Source organism: Enterobacter cloacae complex sp. ECL72 (assembly GCF_019056635.1).
Taxonomy (GTDB): domain Bacteria; phylum Pseudomonadota; class Gammaproteobacteria; order Enterobacterales; family Enterobacteriaceae; genus Enterobacter; species Enterobacter hormaechei_C.
In genome coordinates this window covers 1,373,464-1,389,285 of sequence record NZ_CP077659.1, presented here as the reverse complement: position 1 = coordinate 1,389,285, position 15,822 = coordinate 1,373,464, and the positions used below count along the sequence as shown (strand labels likewise).

General features: G+C 51.4%; 23 protein-coding genes. 2 read left to right on the top strand and 21 right to left on the bottom strand.

Annotation, left to right across the window (positions count from 1 at the left end; translation table 11 throughout):
• Positions 1-7: 7 nt before the first annotated feature.
• The 5 genes from KTH07_RS06715 to KTH07_RS06695 all read right to left on the bottom strand — a co-directional run bounded on the left by KTH07_RS06715 (position 8) and on the right by KTH07_RS06695 (position 4,640).
• On the bottom strand, positions 8-1,312 hold the full coding sequence (locus KTH07_RS06715) for a phage portal protein (RefSeq protein WP_045342765.1): 1,305 nt from the start codon (positions 1,310-1,312) through the stop codon (positions 8-10).
• Positions 1,312-3,048 carry a terminase large subunit gene (locus tag KTH07_RS06710; RefSeq protein ID WP_045342766.1) on the bottom strand — a complete coding sequence of 579 codons (1,737 nt, stop codon included), beginning with the start codon at positions 3,046-3,048 and terminating at the stop codon, positions 1,312-1,314. Before KTH07_RS06710 ends, KTH07_RS06715 begins: the two co-directional genes overlap by 1 nt.
• Entirely contained in the window at positions 3,048-3,545 is a 498-nt protein-coding gene (locus KTH07_RS06705; protein WP_045326830.1) for a phage terminase small subunit P27 family, read from the bottom strand. Before KTH07_RS06705 ends, KTH07_RS06710 begins: the two co-directional genes overlap by 1 nt.
• Before the next feature lie 157 nt (positions 3,546-3,702).
• A complete protein-coding gene (locus KTH07_RS06700) occupies positions 3,703-4,053 on the bottom strand; it encodes an HNH endonuclease (RefSeq protein ID WP_044703918.1) in 351 nt (116 codons plus the stop codon).
• Positions 4,053-4,640 (bottom strand): hypothetical protein, encoded by a 588-nt coding sequence (locus KTH07_RS06695; RefSeq protein WP_371822106.1) that lies wholly within the window; start codon positions 4,638-4,640, stop codon positions 4,053-4,055. Before KTH07_RS06695 ends, KTH07_RS06700 begins: the two co-directional genes overlap by 1 nt.
• A 167-nt stretch (positions 4,641-4,807) precedes the next feature.
• Between KTH07_RS06695 and KTH07_RS06690 the strand changes: the two genes are divergently transcribed.
• Entirely contained in the window at positions 4,808-5,041 is a 234-nt protein-coding gene (locus tag KTH07_RS06690; RefSeq protein ID WP_045332655.1) for a hypothetical protein, read from the top strand.
• A 137-nt stretch (positions 5,042-5,178) separates the two neighbouring features.
• Here the strand turns inward: KTH07_RS06690 and KTH07_RS06685 are convergent, their stop codons facing one another.
• From KTH07_RS06685 to KTH07_RS06610, 16 genes are all read right to left on the bottom strand, one after another.
• Positions 5,179-6,636 carry a glycosyltransferase family 2 protein gene (locus tag KTH07_RS06685; RefSeq protein WP_075606901.1) on the bottom strand — a complete coding sequence of 486 codons (1,458 nt, stop codon included), beginning with the start codon at positions 6,634-6,636 and terminating at the stop codon, positions 5,179-5,181.
• Positions 6,637-6,828: 192 nt separating this feature from the next.
• The gene (locus KTH07_RS06680) at positions 6,829-7,695 is read right to left on the bottom strand and encodes a DUF6236 family protein (RefSeq protein WP_045350166.1); all 867 of its coding nucleotides are present in this window, start codon (positions 7,693-7,695) and stop codon (positions 6,829-6,831) included.
• Between the two features lie 277 nt (positions 7,696-7,972).
• Entirely contained in the window at positions 7,973-8,122 is a 150-nt protein-coding gene (locus tag KTH07_RS06675) for a hypothetical protein (protein WP_250369565.1), read from the bottom strand.
• 1 nt (position 8,123) lies between these two features.
• Positions 8,124-8,393: a hypothetical protein gene (locus tag KTH07_RS06670; RefSeq protein WP_047717865.1), complete on the bottom strand. Its 270-nt coding sequence runs from the start codon at positions 8,391-8,393 to the stop codon at positions 8,124-8,126.
• A 7-nt stretch (positions 8,394-8,400) separates the two neighbouring features.
• Entirely contained in the window at positions 8,401-9,030 is a 630-nt protein-coding gene (locus KTH07_RS06665) for a glycoside hydrolase family 19 protein (RefSeq protein ID WP_058681854.1), read from the bottom strand.
• The gene (locus KTH07_RS06660) at positions 9,030-9,311 is read right to left on the bottom strand and encodes a phage holin family protein (protein WP_022648766.1); all 282 of its coding nucleotides are present in this window, start codon (positions 9,309-9,311) and stop codon (positions 9,030-9,032) included. Before KTH07_RS06660 ends, KTH07_RS06665 begins: the two co-directional genes overlap by 1 nt.
• Positions 9,298-9,693, bottom strand: a complete 396-nt coding sequence (locus tag KTH07_RS06655) for a phage holin family protein (RefSeq protein WP_022648767.1) — start codon at positions 9,691-9,693, stop codon at positions 9,298-9,300. The genes KTH07_RS06660 and KTH07_RS06655 overlap by 14 nt, the downstream gene beginning before the upstream one ends.
• Positions 9,694-9,848: 155 nt before the next feature.
• Positions 9,849-10,427, bottom strand: a complete 579-nt coding sequence (locus KTH07_RS06650; protein ID WP_075606899.1) for a DUF1133 family protein — start codon at positions 10,425-10,427, stop codon at positions 9,849-9,851.
• 12 nt (positions 10,428-10,439) lie between these two features.
• Complete coding sequence (locus tag KTH07_RS06645; protein ID WP_075606898.1) at positions 10,440-11,429, bottom strand: DUF968 domain-containing protein; 990 nt, start codon at positions 11,427-11,429, stop codon at positions 10,440-10,442.
• Entirely contained in the window at positions 11,426-12,082 is a 657-nt protein-coding gene (locus tag KTH07_RS06640; RefSeq protein ID WP_371822105.1) for a phage antirepressor KilAC domain-containing protein, read from the bottom strand. The genes KTH07_RS06645 and KTH07_RS06640 overlap by 4 nt, the downstream gene beginning before the upstream one ends.
• A gap of 84 nt (positions 12,083-12,166) precedes the next feature.
• Positions 12,167-12,556 (bottom strand): RusA family crossover junction endodeoxyribonuclease, encoded by a 390-nt coding sequence (locus KTH07_RS06635; protein WP_045326198.1) that lies wholly within the window; start codon positions 12,554-12,556, stop codon positions 12,167-12,169.
• Positions 12,553-12,873 carry a LexA family transcriptional regulator gene (locus KTH07_RS06630; protein WP_075606896.1) on the bottom strand — a complete coding sequence of 107 codons (321 nt, stop codon included), beginning with the start codon at positions 12,871-12,873 and terminating at the stop codon, positions 12,553-12,555. The genes KTH07_RS06635 and KTH07_RS06630 overlap by 4 nt, the downstream gene beginning before the upstream one ends.
• Entirely contained in the window at positions 12,870-13,823 is a 954-nt protein-coding gene (locus KTH07_RS06625) for a conserved phage C-terminal domain-containing protein (RefSeq protein ID WP_075606895.1), read from the bottom strand. The genes KTH07_RS06630 and KTH07_RS06625 overlap by 4 nt, the downstream gene beginning before the upstream one ends.
• A complete protein-coding gene (locus KTH07_RS06620) occupies positions 13,807-13,992 on the bottom strand; it encodes a DUF4222 domain-containing protein (RefSeq protein ID WP_032673528.1) in 186 nt (61 codons plus the stop codon). The genes KTH07_RS06625 and KTH07_RS06620 overlap by 17 nt, the downstream gene beginning before the upstream one ends.
• Before the next feature lie 163 nt (positions 13,993-14,155).
• Entirely contained in the window at positions 14,156-14,716 is a 561-nt protein-coding gene (locus KTH07_RS06615) for a YmfL family putative regulatory protein (RefSeq protein WP_006809184.1), read from the bottom strand.
• 22 nt (positions 14,717-14,738) lie between these two features.
• Positions 14,739-14,990 carry a hypothetical protein gene (locus KTH07_RS06610; RefSeq protein WP_071842884.1) on the bottom strand — a complete coding sequence of 84 codons (252 nt, stop codon included), beginning with the start codon at positions 14,988-14,990 and terminating at the stop codon, positions 14,739-14,741.
• A gap of 34 nt (positions 14,991-15,024) precedes the next feature.
• On the opposite strand from KTH07_RS06610, the gene KTH07_RS06605 reads away from it, so the two are divergent.
• Entirely contained in the window at positions 15,025-15,777 is a 753-nt protein-coding gene (locus KTH07_RS06605) for a S24 family peptidase (protein ID WP_032103837.1), read from the top strand.
• The last annotated feature ends 45 nt before the right edge of the window (positions 15,778-15,822 follow it).

Sequence of the window (15,822 nt, the reverse complement as noted above, 5' to 3'; positions counted from 1 at the left end):
AGTGCTCCTAAGCGGCCTGTTTCAGCGGAGATTGTTCAAAGGAAATGTCAGGGAATATGTGGTTATGCAGTTCTCTCAGGGCCAGAGCCTGCACAGCAGGATTGCTGCTTTCGAGATTTTTCAGTTGCGTCAGGTTGAGCTGAACGGTGTAAATGTCACCCCCTTCAATCGGTGGCATATTCTCAAGACGGCGCACGTCATTGCGGGACATCCACCCATTCTGGAGCGCGCTGGTATAGTACGCAGCACGGCCCGCGCTGTCGGCGCGCAGCAGTCCTTCTACAGAGAACTCCGCGAACACCTCATCATCGCTGTCCAGCAGGCACCGTCCTATTTCCTGTTCTATGTTCACCAACAGGGGTCGCAGGGTATGTGTCAGGAACTGGAGGTTCATGCCCTCCAGACTGGATGCCCAGCTGCTTTGCTTCGTGGTGTGACCGACCATGAAAGGCGGAACGCGAAACCAGCGACAGATTTCCTCAATACTGAAAGAGCGGCTTTCCAGCATCTGGGCGTCTTCGGGATTCATGGTGACGCCCTGGTACTTCAATCCGCCTTCAAGCACCATGATTTTCCCGGCGTTTTTTGAACCGGTAAATGCAGCCATGTAGCTGCGAAGTCTTTCACGTTGTTCGTCAGACAGCGCATTCTCAGCGGAGAGAAAACCTGAACTCTGAAGCCCCTGTTCAAATATCTTCGCAGCAGACTCCTCAACCGCCATTGCAGAACCGATCACATCCCGGCCTGTTTTCATCGGCATCATGCCGCAAACACCGTCAAGACCGAACCCGCGAATGTGCATGATGTTTTTGACGGGAATGACGCGCTCGTTACCGTTTTCAGTGTATTTGTATTCCAGCGCCCCGGTCGTGAGACGTTTAACCACCATGTTCTGCGGCAGCAAAGGCACCAGCGAAACCAGGCGGTTTGCGATGAATTTCTTCTCAATGAAGGCGTTCCCGCGCAGGCAAATACTGGCGACAACCATCAACATAAAGCGTGATGGTGTCATTTCTGAATTGGGTCGGCGGCACAGTATCGAATAGGCCGGATGATCGGTTGCCGCTTTACGAGAACCGTCAGGCTGTCGAACGTATATTTTCAGCGGAAGCGTTGAAATAGACTCGCTTAACAGTCTTACACATGCCCACACAGCCGATAGCTGGATGGCTTTATCGGCCGTTACCACCTTTCCGCTGCTGCTGGTACCAAACCATTCCTCCCAGAATGTGCCGGTAGTCAGGCTGATAGGCACACCAAGCCAGTTAAGCAGAGCACTTTTAACCCTGCCTGGCCGTTTGTTTTTTTTCATCAGAAACCTACCATGATGGGATTATTGAAGAATCCGGAGAGATCCTGCTGGTCGTTGCCACCGTTAACCAGAACGCGGCTCATTGCTGTGAATAAGGCCGCAGGGCCATCAATTTTGGCCTCTGGTGTGGACTTATTCGGGAAAATGTTCTCGTTCCGGTCAGGTTTGACGGTTACGTTGGACATCATCCAGTTCATCACCGGGTGATCGCTGTGATGGAAGCGGCCACCGTATACCAGCGCTTCGACCTCTTTCATCGCCTCAGAGAAATTGCGAACCGTCTGCGGCACTTCCACCAGCGGCAACCCTTCTTCTGCCAGCGCAAGGCTGAACTGCGTCGCACTCCACGGGTCGAATCCAATTTCTTTCAGGCTCTCGCCAGCTACCCACAGCTGTAGCTCTTCCTTAATCTGAGCATGGTCGATTACATCCCCGTCGGTAAGGATCAGCTTGTCTATCCCGGCCCACTTACGATAGAGCTCTGCCATCTGGCGTGAACATTTCTCAAGGCGTCCTTCCGGTAGCCAGAATTTGAAATCAGCATGAACGTGGCCATCTGGCGCGCGCCAGACTTTAGCGGCCGCACAGATATCAATTTTGTTTGACAGGTCAACGCCCACCCAGGAGGGATAGGTTTTAAGTTCGTGCTGCGGGGCGATAAACTCGCATTTCTCCCATTTCATCATGTCCATCCAGGCTGACTCAGCGGTAACCCAGATATTCATGTGCTTGGTGAAAAAGTTGATTCTGGCCGAAACCTGCTCTTTCGCCTTTTTAGCCAGGCGGCGCAGGTCATCCCAGCGCTTACAGATACCCAGCCCCGGATTCGCCTTCTGCCAGACTTTTTCATCGAAAGGATCGTCACCTTCATCTAAGGTGTAGATGATGGCAAAAAACGTATCGTCTTTTACCAGCCCACGCAGCACCTTGATGGCGTAATCACGCAGTTCGTAGCAGATACCTTCTTTGTTGAAACCGGCTGTGGTGATACCGAAAAGCAGCGATTGCAGACGCGCGCCGGTTGCTGTCTCCAGAACGTCCCAGACGTCACGGGTTTTGTGAGCATGCAGCTCGTCAACGATGGCGCAGTGGATGTTCAGACCATCGAGGTTGTTCGCATCTGATGATAATGGCTCGAACTTAGACGCCGTTTGCTCCTGGTAAATAGCGAGCTTGTTGAATTCGAAGATCCGCCCAAGTGTGGCTTTCGCCTTCTTGACCATATTCTTCGCGTCTTCAAAAACAATTCTCGCCTGGTCTCGGGTGGTTGCAGCGGAATAAACCTCCGCACCGCCCTCGCCGTCGGCACCAGCCATATAAAGGCCCACGCCGGAGCAAAGCGTTGATTTGGCATTTTTACGGGCCACCTCAACATCTGCTGTACGGAAACGCCGGACCATCACCGGCCGACCGCTGCCGTCGTTACGCAGGACGGTTTCTCCCGTTTCTTCGTTAACCAGCGGGATAACGAAACCAAAAATATTAATCAGGATGAAAACGTGCCAGTCCATCAGCTCAATAGGCTGGCCTGCTAGCGCGCCTTTGACGTGAGGCACAAAATTATAGAAATTCAGAATGTGTTGCGCGCGCGGCTCACTGAAGAAAATACCGCGCTCTTCGCCGTGTGCCAGATCGTCAAGAAAACGCTGACAGGCAAGGCGCACATACTCACAGGCAATAATTTCCCCCGCCACCACCCTCTCGGCATAGCGGATGCCTTCTGCAACCTTAGCCATTAATCCCTCGCTTTCATAAACTCGGCCAGCGGATCAACCGCATCAGGACCTTTTGCATTAACTTTAGAGCGGCTGGCTGGCGTCATGCCGAACTCACCGAGCATGGCGCGCAGACGTTTCCAGGCATCAGCTTTCATAATGGCGGCCGGGTGAGCCTTGATCATGCGAATCTCTCGCTCTTTGCCTTCGTCTGGCTCTTCGTCGCTATAAACGGCGTAGGTGTAGCCTTCTCTCTCCAGCGTATCGCAGTGATGCCGGTACTCGGTGTAAACCTCAACCAGAAGCTCAAGCGCTCTCGCGTCCAGCTGCGACATGACGCCAAGCGCATCGAGCTCTTCAGCCATACGCCTGAACCAGTATTTCCCCTGCTTGTCGAAATGCTTCGGCGTTGGGGGTACCCCAGCAGCGGGTTTTGGTTCATTCTCATTGATCGGGCGTTTAGATGGGTTACCCCTCACCAAACGTAGATGGGTCGGGGTTTTCGGTGGTCCAGACATAATCGAAAACTCCTATTAATCATCGAATGGGGGACCCCATAAAAAAGTTTTCTAACCTGCGGCGATGTGAAAAGAGGTTAGGCGGCGGTCCTTTGGCGCGTCGTTCCTGAACTTTCAACCCGCCCTTCCCCTCGGTCGATTCAAATGAGAATTGATGTCATTTGAGTCTTTCGACCGCTGTCTTCGCCCTGTGGCAAGGCTTGCAGAGGCTTTCGAGGTTGGACAGGTCATCGGTCCCCCCATTTGCTTTGGCGGTGATGTGGTCCACCGTCTCAGCGGGTGTATACCTTCCATTTCGCAGGCATTCCTGACAAAGGTGTTTGTCTCTATCGAGAACGATTGGGCGCAGCCTGTCCCATTTGCTGCCATAACCTCGCTGATGTCTGCTCTGTCCTCGCTGATGCTGCTGCCAGCCTTCGTTAAGGTGCTGGGGACAATAGCCTGAGCGGTCTGTTGTTGTGCCAGGACAGCCACGCTTGCGGCATGCTCTCGGTATTAACGCAGGCATCAGGCTAACTTCCACGCCCGACGGCGTTCTGTACGTGGCGCTGAGTCAGGGTGACGCTCAACCGGTTCACCATCTGCATGGTCCACCAGCGAGTAACACGGATAGATCACTGAGCCCCCCCATGCATCACCTACAGCGTAATCGGCGGGCTTGCTGTTATCCCAACGGGATAGCACGCGATGCACATGCTCAGGAGGGACGCTATAGCAAACGCCATGAATGAGTCTCGACAGCGTGATGCAATCAGCGCGTGTCTTATCAGCCACGATTAGCCGCTCAGCAATCTGCATTTGATACTGTGGAGGCCGCCCGGTACCGAGATAAAAGCTCAGCATGTCGTCAGGGAAACGAACCAGCCAGTCAGTTACCTTTTCGGTGAATCCATGTACCGGCAGCGCGTCATCTTCCAACACTACCACCCGGCATGTTTGCTCTGCTGCCCACTCAAGCGCACGCCGATGATTCCAGTTCGCGCCGTGGTTATCGTCATCAACCAGCAGATGAGCATGCAGCAGCGCAGCAAGACGTTGTGCATGTCCTAAGCGGGTATGATGGCCGACCACCACAAACTTAATCTCTTCAGCCACCAGCGAATCTCCAATAAAAAAGCCGCACGATGGCGACTACTGTCTGAATATCAGGGTGTTGCTTCGCTTTAACCCTGGTTAAGGTAAGCACTCAGCCCGTCAGTGGTGGGACACTGGCGTACATAATGCTGGAGCTATGGCTGAACACCTCTGGCTAAGGAAAAGAAATGCCTACTATCAAGCAAGATCAAATCGAGCTATATCGGAAGATTGAAGCACTTGAAGCAGCTTTAACTGTTACTTTGGCAGCCGTTTCCACGGCACTGCCATCCGTAAAAACGGATGTTGTGAAAAATCTCAGACTTTGGGCAAATAGCAACAAGCAAGTCGAAGGTGCACCACAGGCCTTCTCCTCACTGGCTGATAAAATCGAGCAGACCAACTTCAACGTTGAAAACTAATTTTTCCGAACAAGCGATTTTATTAATCCATTGCTAATATTACTTTCAGCGATCTGTTTAAGGGTCGCTGATTCCATCGCTTCAACCTTTTTCTCAAGAATTTTAAGGCGCTCTATGAGTGTCATGTTTGTCTCCATTTATTTATGTTTCCACCACGCTGACTCTTTACCAACACCATCAGTTTTGAACACTGTATGCACCAGAGGGCCGGTAACCAGCCTGTCAGCAAATGACTGCGCGACAATACCGAACGCCAGCATGTCACCTACCCCGGCGCCAGCCTGTTCTTTCTTCCAGAAACGATAACTCTCGATCCGGTAGTAAAGGCGAATAATTCCGTGGGCGAACGCCATCACATCAGCGCGGGTACCACCCAGCAGCCCAGCGTTTAGCATCACATCGTTGCGATGCTCTTCAATGAACTCTTGATAGATGCGCTCCGGATGATTCTGCTTTGCCCAGGTATCGGCGTAGGTCTTTGGTTCTGAACCGACGTACAACTTCCCTGGCTCCATTTCTTCCCACGGCGCGCGAAGCATTTCGACATCAGTACCATCGGTACACCAGACGAACCGGTATTCAGGGTGATCTCGCAGGTGCTGCCAGATGTGCAACCAGCGACGAAAGTAGACATTCATCTTCACGTCAGGAACGCGACATAGCTCAACATCTGTCGGAGCCGTCAGTAATTCATCTACCAGCGCTATACGCCCACACTGGCAAAGCGAGGCCGCCCATTTGCTCAGCATGTCAGGCGAGGCCGCCATTTTCGTGCCGCGCTGCGGGTCAGGCTGACTGGTGAGCAGCGTTGTGATTACCACGTCACGCTGCTGGCGGTATTCAACGTAACCAGTAAAACCTGCATCACGCCGTTCGTTGTGGATCTTCACGTTACGTTCCACCAGCGCCTGTCGGTCGGGACGCGGTACCGAACGCTCTACGGCTTCATGCTCATCGAGAGAATGGATTAGCTTTTCTGAACCGACCACATCACCGTAAGCCCACGTCGTCAGGCCAGCGTTATGGATACGTAGCGCGAGGTCACTGTGTTCGTACATGCCGCGTCCGTAAACCGGATCGAAACCGCCAACCTTCTCGATAGCGCTGCGGTGGTAATACAGCATCACGCCGCGCTGCCCGGTGTAAGCCACATGCTGATCGTCACGGTAAAGCTCAGAAAGGTCATTCAGCTTGTTCGTGCCAGCAAGATCCAGAAACTGGTAAGCCAGGTGCGGTTCGGGTGATTCGATGTATGGCAAGTGCCAGTTATCAGCAATCGGAAAAGCATCATCGTCCCAAAGGAAAAGATGTTCACACCCGGCGTCCATCAGCGCTGTTAAACTGGCGTTCTTCGAAGCAACAATGCCAAGTGATGTTTCATGGCGACGCAGCTGCACGCAGTCAGGTACTACGGCGGCAGGTTTAGAGCCGTCGTCGATAACCACCACCAGCGCCCCAGCGGGCAGATGTTTCACGTGCTGCTCAATAGCGCGTTTTAAAACGTCTGGCCGGTTGTGGGTAGTAATGGCAATGCCAATCCGTGACGCTGAAGCGCAGGCAGGCACAAACGGAACACCATCAATAGTGACCTGCATTTGATTTTCCTTTTAGACGTGAGCCTGTCGCACGGCAAAGCCGCCGAAAGTTAACGGTTTGCCCAGGCTCACAGCTGAAAGACTTTCTTTAATGTGCGCGTGCGATGCGCAATAAAAAAGCCATAACAATTCAATTATGGCTTTTTACTAATAAGCAAGGCTAATCCTAAATGTTAATTTTCACCTATTTTTTTACTTTTCAAGTATGCCTTCTCTAGTAGCGTTAGTGAGATATGCCAATTTAGGATCGCCATTTTTGAGAACATTTTGAAGTTGAGGCTTAACTTTGATAAAACCGCCTAGTAATGTAACAACCGCACCGACACTTAACACTTCAAGTGGTCGTGATGAGTTTAAGGCTGCATAAGCGGTTGCACCTCCACTAATTACCTGGTTCAAATCAAATTCAAAAGCTGTAGAAAGATTGAATTTTAATGGGCTTCTCCAACCTTGGCTATTTAACTTATTAAGATCTTCAAGAGACGCCCTCAGGCCTGAAAGGGCATTGGCTCGTTGTAAATTAAAGTCGCCCGAATTTAACACTTCCAAATAAAGTTCATCAAGATAACCATGTAGTGCTTGAAGTTCGTCGCTACGCCTTTCTTTGAATTCTAGTATCTCTTGTAGAGGTGTATCTTTTGGTGGAACTGGTAAAAGTTCAGCTAACTCGAATCTCACAACTTCTTTTTGTTGTGCAGCTTCCTGAGGAATTGAAACTTCGTTATTAAAAAAATGCATACGCCAATCAACTTCGCGCTCATTTTTTCTCATCATATTTAAAGCTTCTACATGGGTAAAAGCATGAAATTCTGTCATCCTAGCACCATCCATACCCCCTTGTTGGGTAAACTTTGGTCGGTAAAGGACTCCACAATTTTCCAGTTCCTCTTCATTTGCTAAACTAATATGGATAATATTATTAGTTGGAGAAACAAGTTTATCCCAGTACAACATCAAATAATTAAGTTCTTCTGTAGAAATACCTCTACCCGTAGTGAATCCTTTTCCACCATTAACTTTCAGAAGCTCGCGTACCGTGAAAACAACACCTCTTTTCATAGCCATTCCCCAGCGACATTTCGTGGGGTCAATTTAGCATTTTTACGCGGATACAGCTAATGAAGCCCACACTCTCGCAGTGGGCTCGCTCATACCATTGAGTTGCTGTCGCTTCATCGCCGCTTATAACCGGTGCGCGTCTGGCGTTCGCGCTGCTTTACCGGAGCTTGTTTTGATATAGAACCCTTGACCCATCACTACACAGGCTCACACACTGGCGACTCAGGGCAGCATCATGACTGCTGCATTGCCTTTCGGCTGCGGTCTTACCGCTCTGCTACTTCAAATCGCCTTTCTCCTTATGGCAGTTCGCCTGCCACGCTTTGTTATGCGCCAGGATGTCTTTCTTCGTCTGGTGGTCCAGTACATCCCAGTCGTGCGCTGTGCCGTAGATGGGTTTAACCCAGTCGCAAGCCGTGTCCACCACCTCAACCCTTACGGGTCCAGTTGTCCCGCAGCTCGCGATCAACATCGTCGCCAGGCATATGGTTAACAGTCTGCTGTACATTGCTGGCCTCTTTCGTTGCTTCAACACGGCGCTCTGCTACTGCTTCAGTGGCGGCGGCCTTCTCTTCAGTGCGTTGCTGATCGGCTTTAGCTTCCGCTTTGCTGGTACCGCGGATATGGCCCAGGCCAAAAGCGCCTGCAATGGCGGAAATGACCAGTGCGGCCAGCCCTATTATCGTTTCGATACCCACATTCACCTCACACCAGAACTGATTTCGCCAGGTTAAACAGCGCGCGGCGTTTATCCAACCCGTTTCTGCCGCCATTTATAAGGAGTGTCACGCGCTCCACGTCACCGGAATGAAGCAGGCAACCGCGAGAGACATAGAACCATGCGGCTGAGCGCGCGGCGTATTCATCCTGTTCAAGCAATTCAGGCTGGGTTACAAGGTCCAGCTTCAGCGCGTGGCCACAGTTGCGATAATTGCTGAGCCCGGTGATTTGCTTCAGGCCGCGACCGCGATATTTCCATCCATCACCGGCAACCTGATTGCCCAGGTGTTCTTTTCCCCACTCACCACCGTATACCAGATTGGCGATCGCTCTCTGATTAGCCGGGTGCTCTGCCGTTCTGCCAAGTGCGGCGGCCTGCTGTGGAGTGATGCGGTGGCTGCCGAACGTCGGTACCAGGTTTTCAGCAGCGTAATTCAGGTTTTCCACCAGCCGGGTGAATCTGGTGCTTTCATGCCCCATCTGGGCAATAAACATCGCCTGATCAAGCGGTGTGGTTATGCCGTATTCCTTCATAGCGGCGTCGATATGCGGAAACCAGCGCGCAGCTAACCCGGCGCTGATACCAGCCGCCCTCTGAAATTGTGATTGGTTCATTAGTGCCTCAGTGCATCAACCAGACGTGCTACGTTTCCCCGAGCCCAGAGAACGGCAGCACAAATCAGGACGTTCACCAACACCACAAACCAGTGGGATTCATGGTACAGGCCGAACAAATAACGGAAAGGGACACTGGCGTATACCAGCACCGTGAAATAAGCCATCAGCGATATCAGAGGGCGATGTCTCGCCCCGCCACGCTGGTAGAACATCAGTGCAATAACGATAACAGCAGAGATAATTGCGTTTGCCATTGCACTCGGATCACTTGTTACCATTGCTGGCCCCTCCACCACGTAAACGCGAGAGAATTCCAAACAGGCTACCCAAATCCTGACTGTTGACGAACGTCAGCAGCTTAATAGCAATAGCGGCTACGATTACCGCGCCAAGCGCATCAAGTGGCCTGTCGCTATACCCCGTCCATTTGGAGAAGTAAGAGCCAAGAAGTGGAGCGCCAATAACGCCGAAGATGAATGAGGTGATGAAGTAGCCCACCAGCTTAAGGCGGCTGATATTAACCGCCGTAGCGACATAGAACACTGCACCAGCGAATGCGCCAAACACCACACCATAATCAATGCCGGTTGCCAGGCCGAACATGCTGGCCCCCATCAGACCACCAGCCGCTACCGTAGTGCCAGAAACAGGATCGGACATTTAGCCCCCTCTTATTGCCGTGAGTCCTCTCAGAACGAGGGGAAACAAAAAAGGCCACCCGGAGGCAGCCCTTAAATTAAAAAACCCGCGGCAGTGGCGGGTTTATGTTTTGATTTGTTGCTCAGTACGCTTTACTGTCCCGAGCCTACCACAATTTAAGCACTTTCCTGCTCACTCTGCAACTTAAATCTGTCGCTATTTGTGCCGAATGCGTCACAAAGTGGTGCGTAAAGCATCGATTCTGCAAGACTAACCCATGTATCAATGCGACGACGGCATGTGATGAGGGTCCAGTCGGGGTGTTTTGAATTAAGCTCTTTAGCCATCTGGAGTTTGCTTTTACGCAGACGATGACGATCAACAATCACGCCATACAGCCCACGGTATTCTTCGTTCATTAATACCGCAGCAATAACGCCGTCAATCTTTAGCCCCTCCTCGTCTGAGCAGAACGCCAGGCCAGTTTTGTTTTTACTGTCGAGGATTTCACGCAGGTATGCTTCCAGCTCGGGTTTAGTGATGCCGGATTTCTTCATGCGGCGCAGCGCATCGTTGATGGCGGATTTGGTTATTTTCCCGGATGCCAGCAGCTGGTTGAACATGTTTCCGCCCGAGCCACCACCAATATAAGACCAACGGCCCCACATGCGGAGCTTTCCCTGTACCCAGATACTTTCGAGAGTGCGAAGGCGAACCAACTCGCCGGATTTGCCTACTTCTGAAGGATTGATCATTTGCGTCTCCACTTACGCCAGTACGCCGATTGCCAGCGCACGATCTAAAAACCGAAACAGCAGCGTTAACTGGTCACCGTATTTCGCTTCAAATGCCACAGGATCAGCGTGCAACTCATCGTGATGCGCTCTGCACAGCGGTATCACAAACAGGTCGTGCGCTTTGGTACCCATTCCACCCTGCCCGTGGCCTATCAGGTGGTGGGGGTCGTCTGCCGGGTTATTGCAGCAACTGCACTGCTGCGACTTAACCCAGCGGGTGTACTTATCGTTCTCCCAGCGGCGGCGCTTTGGCCTCAGCATGAAAGATTCCGGTGATTCAGGATCGACTTTCACCGAGACTATCTTTTTAACCTTCTCCTGGAGGATTTCAGTCGCCGGTAATGACGGAACAATGTCGCTTTCCCGCATTACTGAAGTGTGCGATTCAGGCTTAATCCTGAGGGCTTTGCTCGCCACTGATTCAGGAACAAGGTCAGCAAGATCGTTACGTACCATCCACCAGCAGAACTCAGGAAGCGAAAGAGTGTGGTCAGCGCTGAAACCTAAATCAATATTCACCCTTTCCAGAAGCCATTTTACCAGGTTCTGCATGGCAATTCCTGCCAGTCTTTCAGTGGTTTGCTCACGTAAATGGTTATCACATGACCAACAAAGACGAATGCTCCCCGGAGCGTGGCGCATAACCGTAAAGTCACTGGCATGCCAGTCAGTGTGAGGCCATTGGCATTCAAATTTTCTCTCCAGCCAGGCATCAAGGCTACTCAATCCACCAGCTCGCTGAATGACCCTCTCGTTAACGAAAATAGCCTGCATGTTGGCATCGTCAGTCAGGGGCTGGTGGGCTTCAGGGATTAATCCAGATGGCAGATGCTGGATGGCTTCGGATGGTGGCTCAATAACTACCCTTCCCTGACGGAATAGCCAGAGCAGTTCGTTACCAGGGCGGAACAGAACCACCCCGGACATCGGCGCAATTTCAGGCGTCAGTATGGCTCTCACGCAATTTGCCCCTTCGCGACATGCTCTGCCCAAAGTCCACCTATCCAGCGCACCCCTTTCGCCGTGAAACGAGACTGATTGAACGCATAGTTGGTCTGGTTGGTGGTCCCGGTCTTAACTTCAAATCGGCCTGCTTCGATGTGTTTACTCTTCGGAGTAAGCACGCGGTTCAGGCGGTACATGATGCCGTTCTCAATGAGGAACATCGCGAACTCGGGTTCTTTGGCGTTAAGGAGCTTGGCAACCTGCCGGAATGTCATTGACCCGGTGGCTTTGACGTAGCGATCAACAAATTCAGCCTTCGGTGCGGCAATTGCCAGTTCTTCACTCAGACGTTGCTTCTGTTCAGCAAGATCAGCGGCGAGCCGGAGCGCTTCAGGGAGTGTTTCTGGAACAACCATCCCGGCCCCGCTCTCCAGTTCCTGCCAGCGATCAACCAGACGGGCAGTAAACTCCGGGCACAGCTGCGCGACGATCACATAGCTGTCTCGCTTGTTAACTTCGTAGTAATGGTAAGTCTGCTGGTTCTGAGGATGGGTGTACTGCATTGCAGCATACCCCCCAATAACGCCGGATTTCATCAGTCGCTCGATGGTTACGCAGACATTGCTGTGACGGGAATCGACCAGCTTCGCAATTTCACGACTGGACATCGTTATCTGCTGACCTATCGCGGCGGCATGGTGCGTAGGACACGTTACGGTGATGTTCATCTGATTCATGCTCTTCTCCACTTATCAGGCGGCTGCACCCGCCAGAGGTTCATGTTTCTTGATGGATATTTCTACACGTCCACCCGGTACCTTCGGCCCCCACTCCACCAGCATTCTCTGCACCTGGCTGTCATCCTCCCAAATGCCTGCGTGCGTGAGCGCGTCAAACAACGCCTTGTTGTAGTTGTCGATGTCGCGGCGGCGTTCGTCTGGTGGGTACAATATAATTTCGACGGCAGCAGGTGCTGTTGATGGCTTTGGAAGGAAGCGAAGCTGCTCGACAATGGCGACACAGGCCGCGCTTTGATATGCCCTGCCTTTGGCGCTGATTAAATGGCGGCCCTTTAACGGCCCCTTATTTGGGGCTCGCCAGTATGTGTTTACGCTCGGTGGGAACGGGAGCACCAGTTTCATAACGTCACTCCCTGTTTTTTCAGCCATTCAACAGCGTTATCTCTGGCCTTATCTCCACCGGATAGCAGGTCTTTGATGATCGTCACTGGATCTGCATCCCATTCCGTTTTGACGACGGTAATGCCCCTGGCTGCGCCAGGAGCAACTGTGATGTAACCCTTTTTCTTAAGTGACTTCACGTGCGCTACAGCAGCGTTCGGTGATGCGCATCCAATTAATCCGGCAAGCTCCAGCATCGTAGGTGGGAAGCCAGCCTTTTCGATATGAACCTTGATAGCTTCGAACACTTCATTCTGACGCGGCGTTAATTCCATCATTTGTTCGCTCCTCTGAAGCCATCGGGGATTTTGCTGTAGTCGGTATTCTGGAAGCTTGATTTGAAGATTCCATCCTCACGCTCCCACTTCCCGTTAACACGCGCTGGCCTTCCGGCATTCGCCCAGTTGGTAGCGGACTTCAGGTAAGCTGGAAACTTTGTTGGCTGGAAAAGCGTTTGTGGGCGCAGGTAGGCCGCCATTGTTAAATCGTCGCTCCACTTGGCGTTGCAGTAGTCCACTACCAGCGACAGCTCTTCAACGGTGAAGCCCTCCCCGATTCGGGCGCGAATGTTTTGCAGCGAGGTTGTTGAAACCTGATAACGCGAACTGGTCACCTGGTTCAGATGGGTTAAAACCTGTTTAGCCTGATCGGTGATCAACACATCACCGTCTGGTTGCGGCGCAACCGGACAAATAGGTTTATTAGTCTGCTTGTTTAACTCTGTATTAAAGTCTGTATAGAGATAGGATTCCGTACTTTCGCGGCTCCAAAGATTCCTGTCATTCGCGGATTGAGAAACGCAGCTTCGCGGTTTTGATTCCGCATCTTCACGTTTTCCATTACGTACTTTTGCGGAATCGTTATTTTCTGGAAAGATTAATGAGATTAGAGCATCGCCGTCGATGCGATAATGCTTGGTTGGCGTACCATTGACCTTTCGAGAGCAGGTCTCGATCACGCCAGGCAGATACTTGTTTACCAACTTTTTAACCAGCCGCTCTGTCTGGTCTTCAGTTAATTCGCCCGCCTCAGCTCCAAGCTCCTTGTGAGTTTTATAGAACCATCCGTCTTCATCCCCAAATGCTGACCAGAAAACGAGGTTATTAAGAACTGCTGCCAGCGCATGAGCCTGCTGGTCTTCTTTAAAGAACAGCAGGTACGGCCTGGGAAGAACAATGACGTTCTTCTGGCCTGACATTGACTGGACGATGTCAAAGATTCTGCTCATGGTCGTCCTTTAACTCTGTAAATTTACGCTGGAATTGCTCAAGGGGGCTGAAGCACTCATGATCGTACCCTTCGCGGAGGTATATAACGCGTCGAGTCTCGGGCTCCCATCTGATGACCCGCACCGGGACGCCATAGTGATCTCTGAAACGGCGGTTAAGTTCTCGCATAGCGCTCTCCCCTTCCGACGCCAGACACCCACAATCGCCATAGCCCTGCTGTGGTTACATGGAACCCAGCGGCCTGATACCATCCGCTCATACCGAAACGACGAGGTTCCAATAACGGGAATACCACGTAGTTGCGGGAGACGGTTGTTTACCGTTACACTGTTCATGCGTTAGTTTCTCCACTGATACGACACGCCAAGGGGCCCGGAGCTGCACACTCGCGGGCCTCACCCATTTCTGGGAGGCAATAAACACGGGAAATAAGGTTCAGGAACGTCATGAGAGTGACCCTGAACTGATATGCGATATCGTTAAGACTTTGCCACTCGCTCCGGTCAACTACACCATCTTCAATGTAATGACGGTAAGCATTGACCAGCTCACCAAGTCTCCCCACCAGCTCGGCCAGTTTCAGGCCAATCTCTTCGTTTTCATCATCAGGCACGGCGCCGGGAACGTGTATTCCGTTATCGGTTTCACGTGAGAACGCGTCAGCGATGTAACTTACGCCAGCGGCGCTCTGAAGCACCATTGCCCAGCCCATCGGAAAGATCTGGTCGCCACCAGCACGAAGGCGGTTAAAGAGTGAGTTCTGGGTTTCGTCCAGAATCTCCGCCGCTTCAGCGTATCCGCCTGGCAAAGCGGCAATTGTCTTCCTGATTGCAGCCACCAGCCATGCGGGCTGCTTCTCAACTTTCCATTCAGGTTCTATACCCACGGTCATATCCTCTTTTCTGTGGTTTCTATCAAACCGCTGAATCTGTAGGCTTTTGGGGACGACTAATCGCCTTGATCAATTCCTTTGAGAATTTTCCCTCGGAGGCTAAAGCGATTTTTTCCGCATAGTTAGTCTCGCCAGTAAAATCTGTACGAGGCAGACATCCTTTTTTCATCCACTTATAGATGGAACGAGCACTACATCCGCAAGCAGAAGAAATGGTAATTACACCAATCTCCTTAATTGCTTCGGTAAGAGTTGGGAGTTTTTTCTCTTGCATATGAACCTCACTTTATGAACTTAAAGTACATATTATGACGGAACTGATAGTTCACGCAAGTACACCTATTATTGAACTCATGGTTCAGGAAGAAAGAGCGCGACAAGACTTCTCCAAAAGGCTAGCGCTGGCCTGTGAAAAAGCTGGTTTACAGATTCATGGTCGACAGGCAGAAATTGCTAAGAAAATGAAGCTAACACCTAAAGCTGTGAGCAAATGGTTTAACGGGGAAGCAATACCAAGGCGCGGAAAGTTGCAGGAATTAGCAGCTTATCTTGGCACGTCTGCCACTTACCTGTTAGGTGACTCTTCTGAGGATGGGATTATCAAAAGACAAGCCAGTATTGCCAATGACGTTTACCGCGTCGACGTTCTCGACCTGACTGTCAGTGCGGGGCCAGGCTCGTTCATGATTTCTGAGTTTGTAGAAGTTCTGCATGCTATTGAGTTCACAGGTGAACATGCGCGCTCCCTCTTTGGTAACCGACCTCAGCACGATGTGAAGGTCATGACTGTAGACGGTGACAGCATGTGCCCAACGATTCAATCTGGTGACCGCCTCTTCTTTGATGTGTCAGTGAGGAACTTCAAGGTTGACGGAGTTTATGCATTTGTTTTCGGGCAACACTTTCATGTCAAACGTCTGCAAATGCAGGGATTACAGTTAGCCGTGCTTTCAGATAACCCGGCATACAAAGACTGGTACGTAACTGAAGAGAATCAGGACCAGCTATACATCATGGGCAAAGCCCTCATCCATGAGTCAATAGCGTATAACAAGCTGTAGAGACGAAGCTGCGGCTGGTTTAAGTTCCTTTCTGCGGAATTAAGA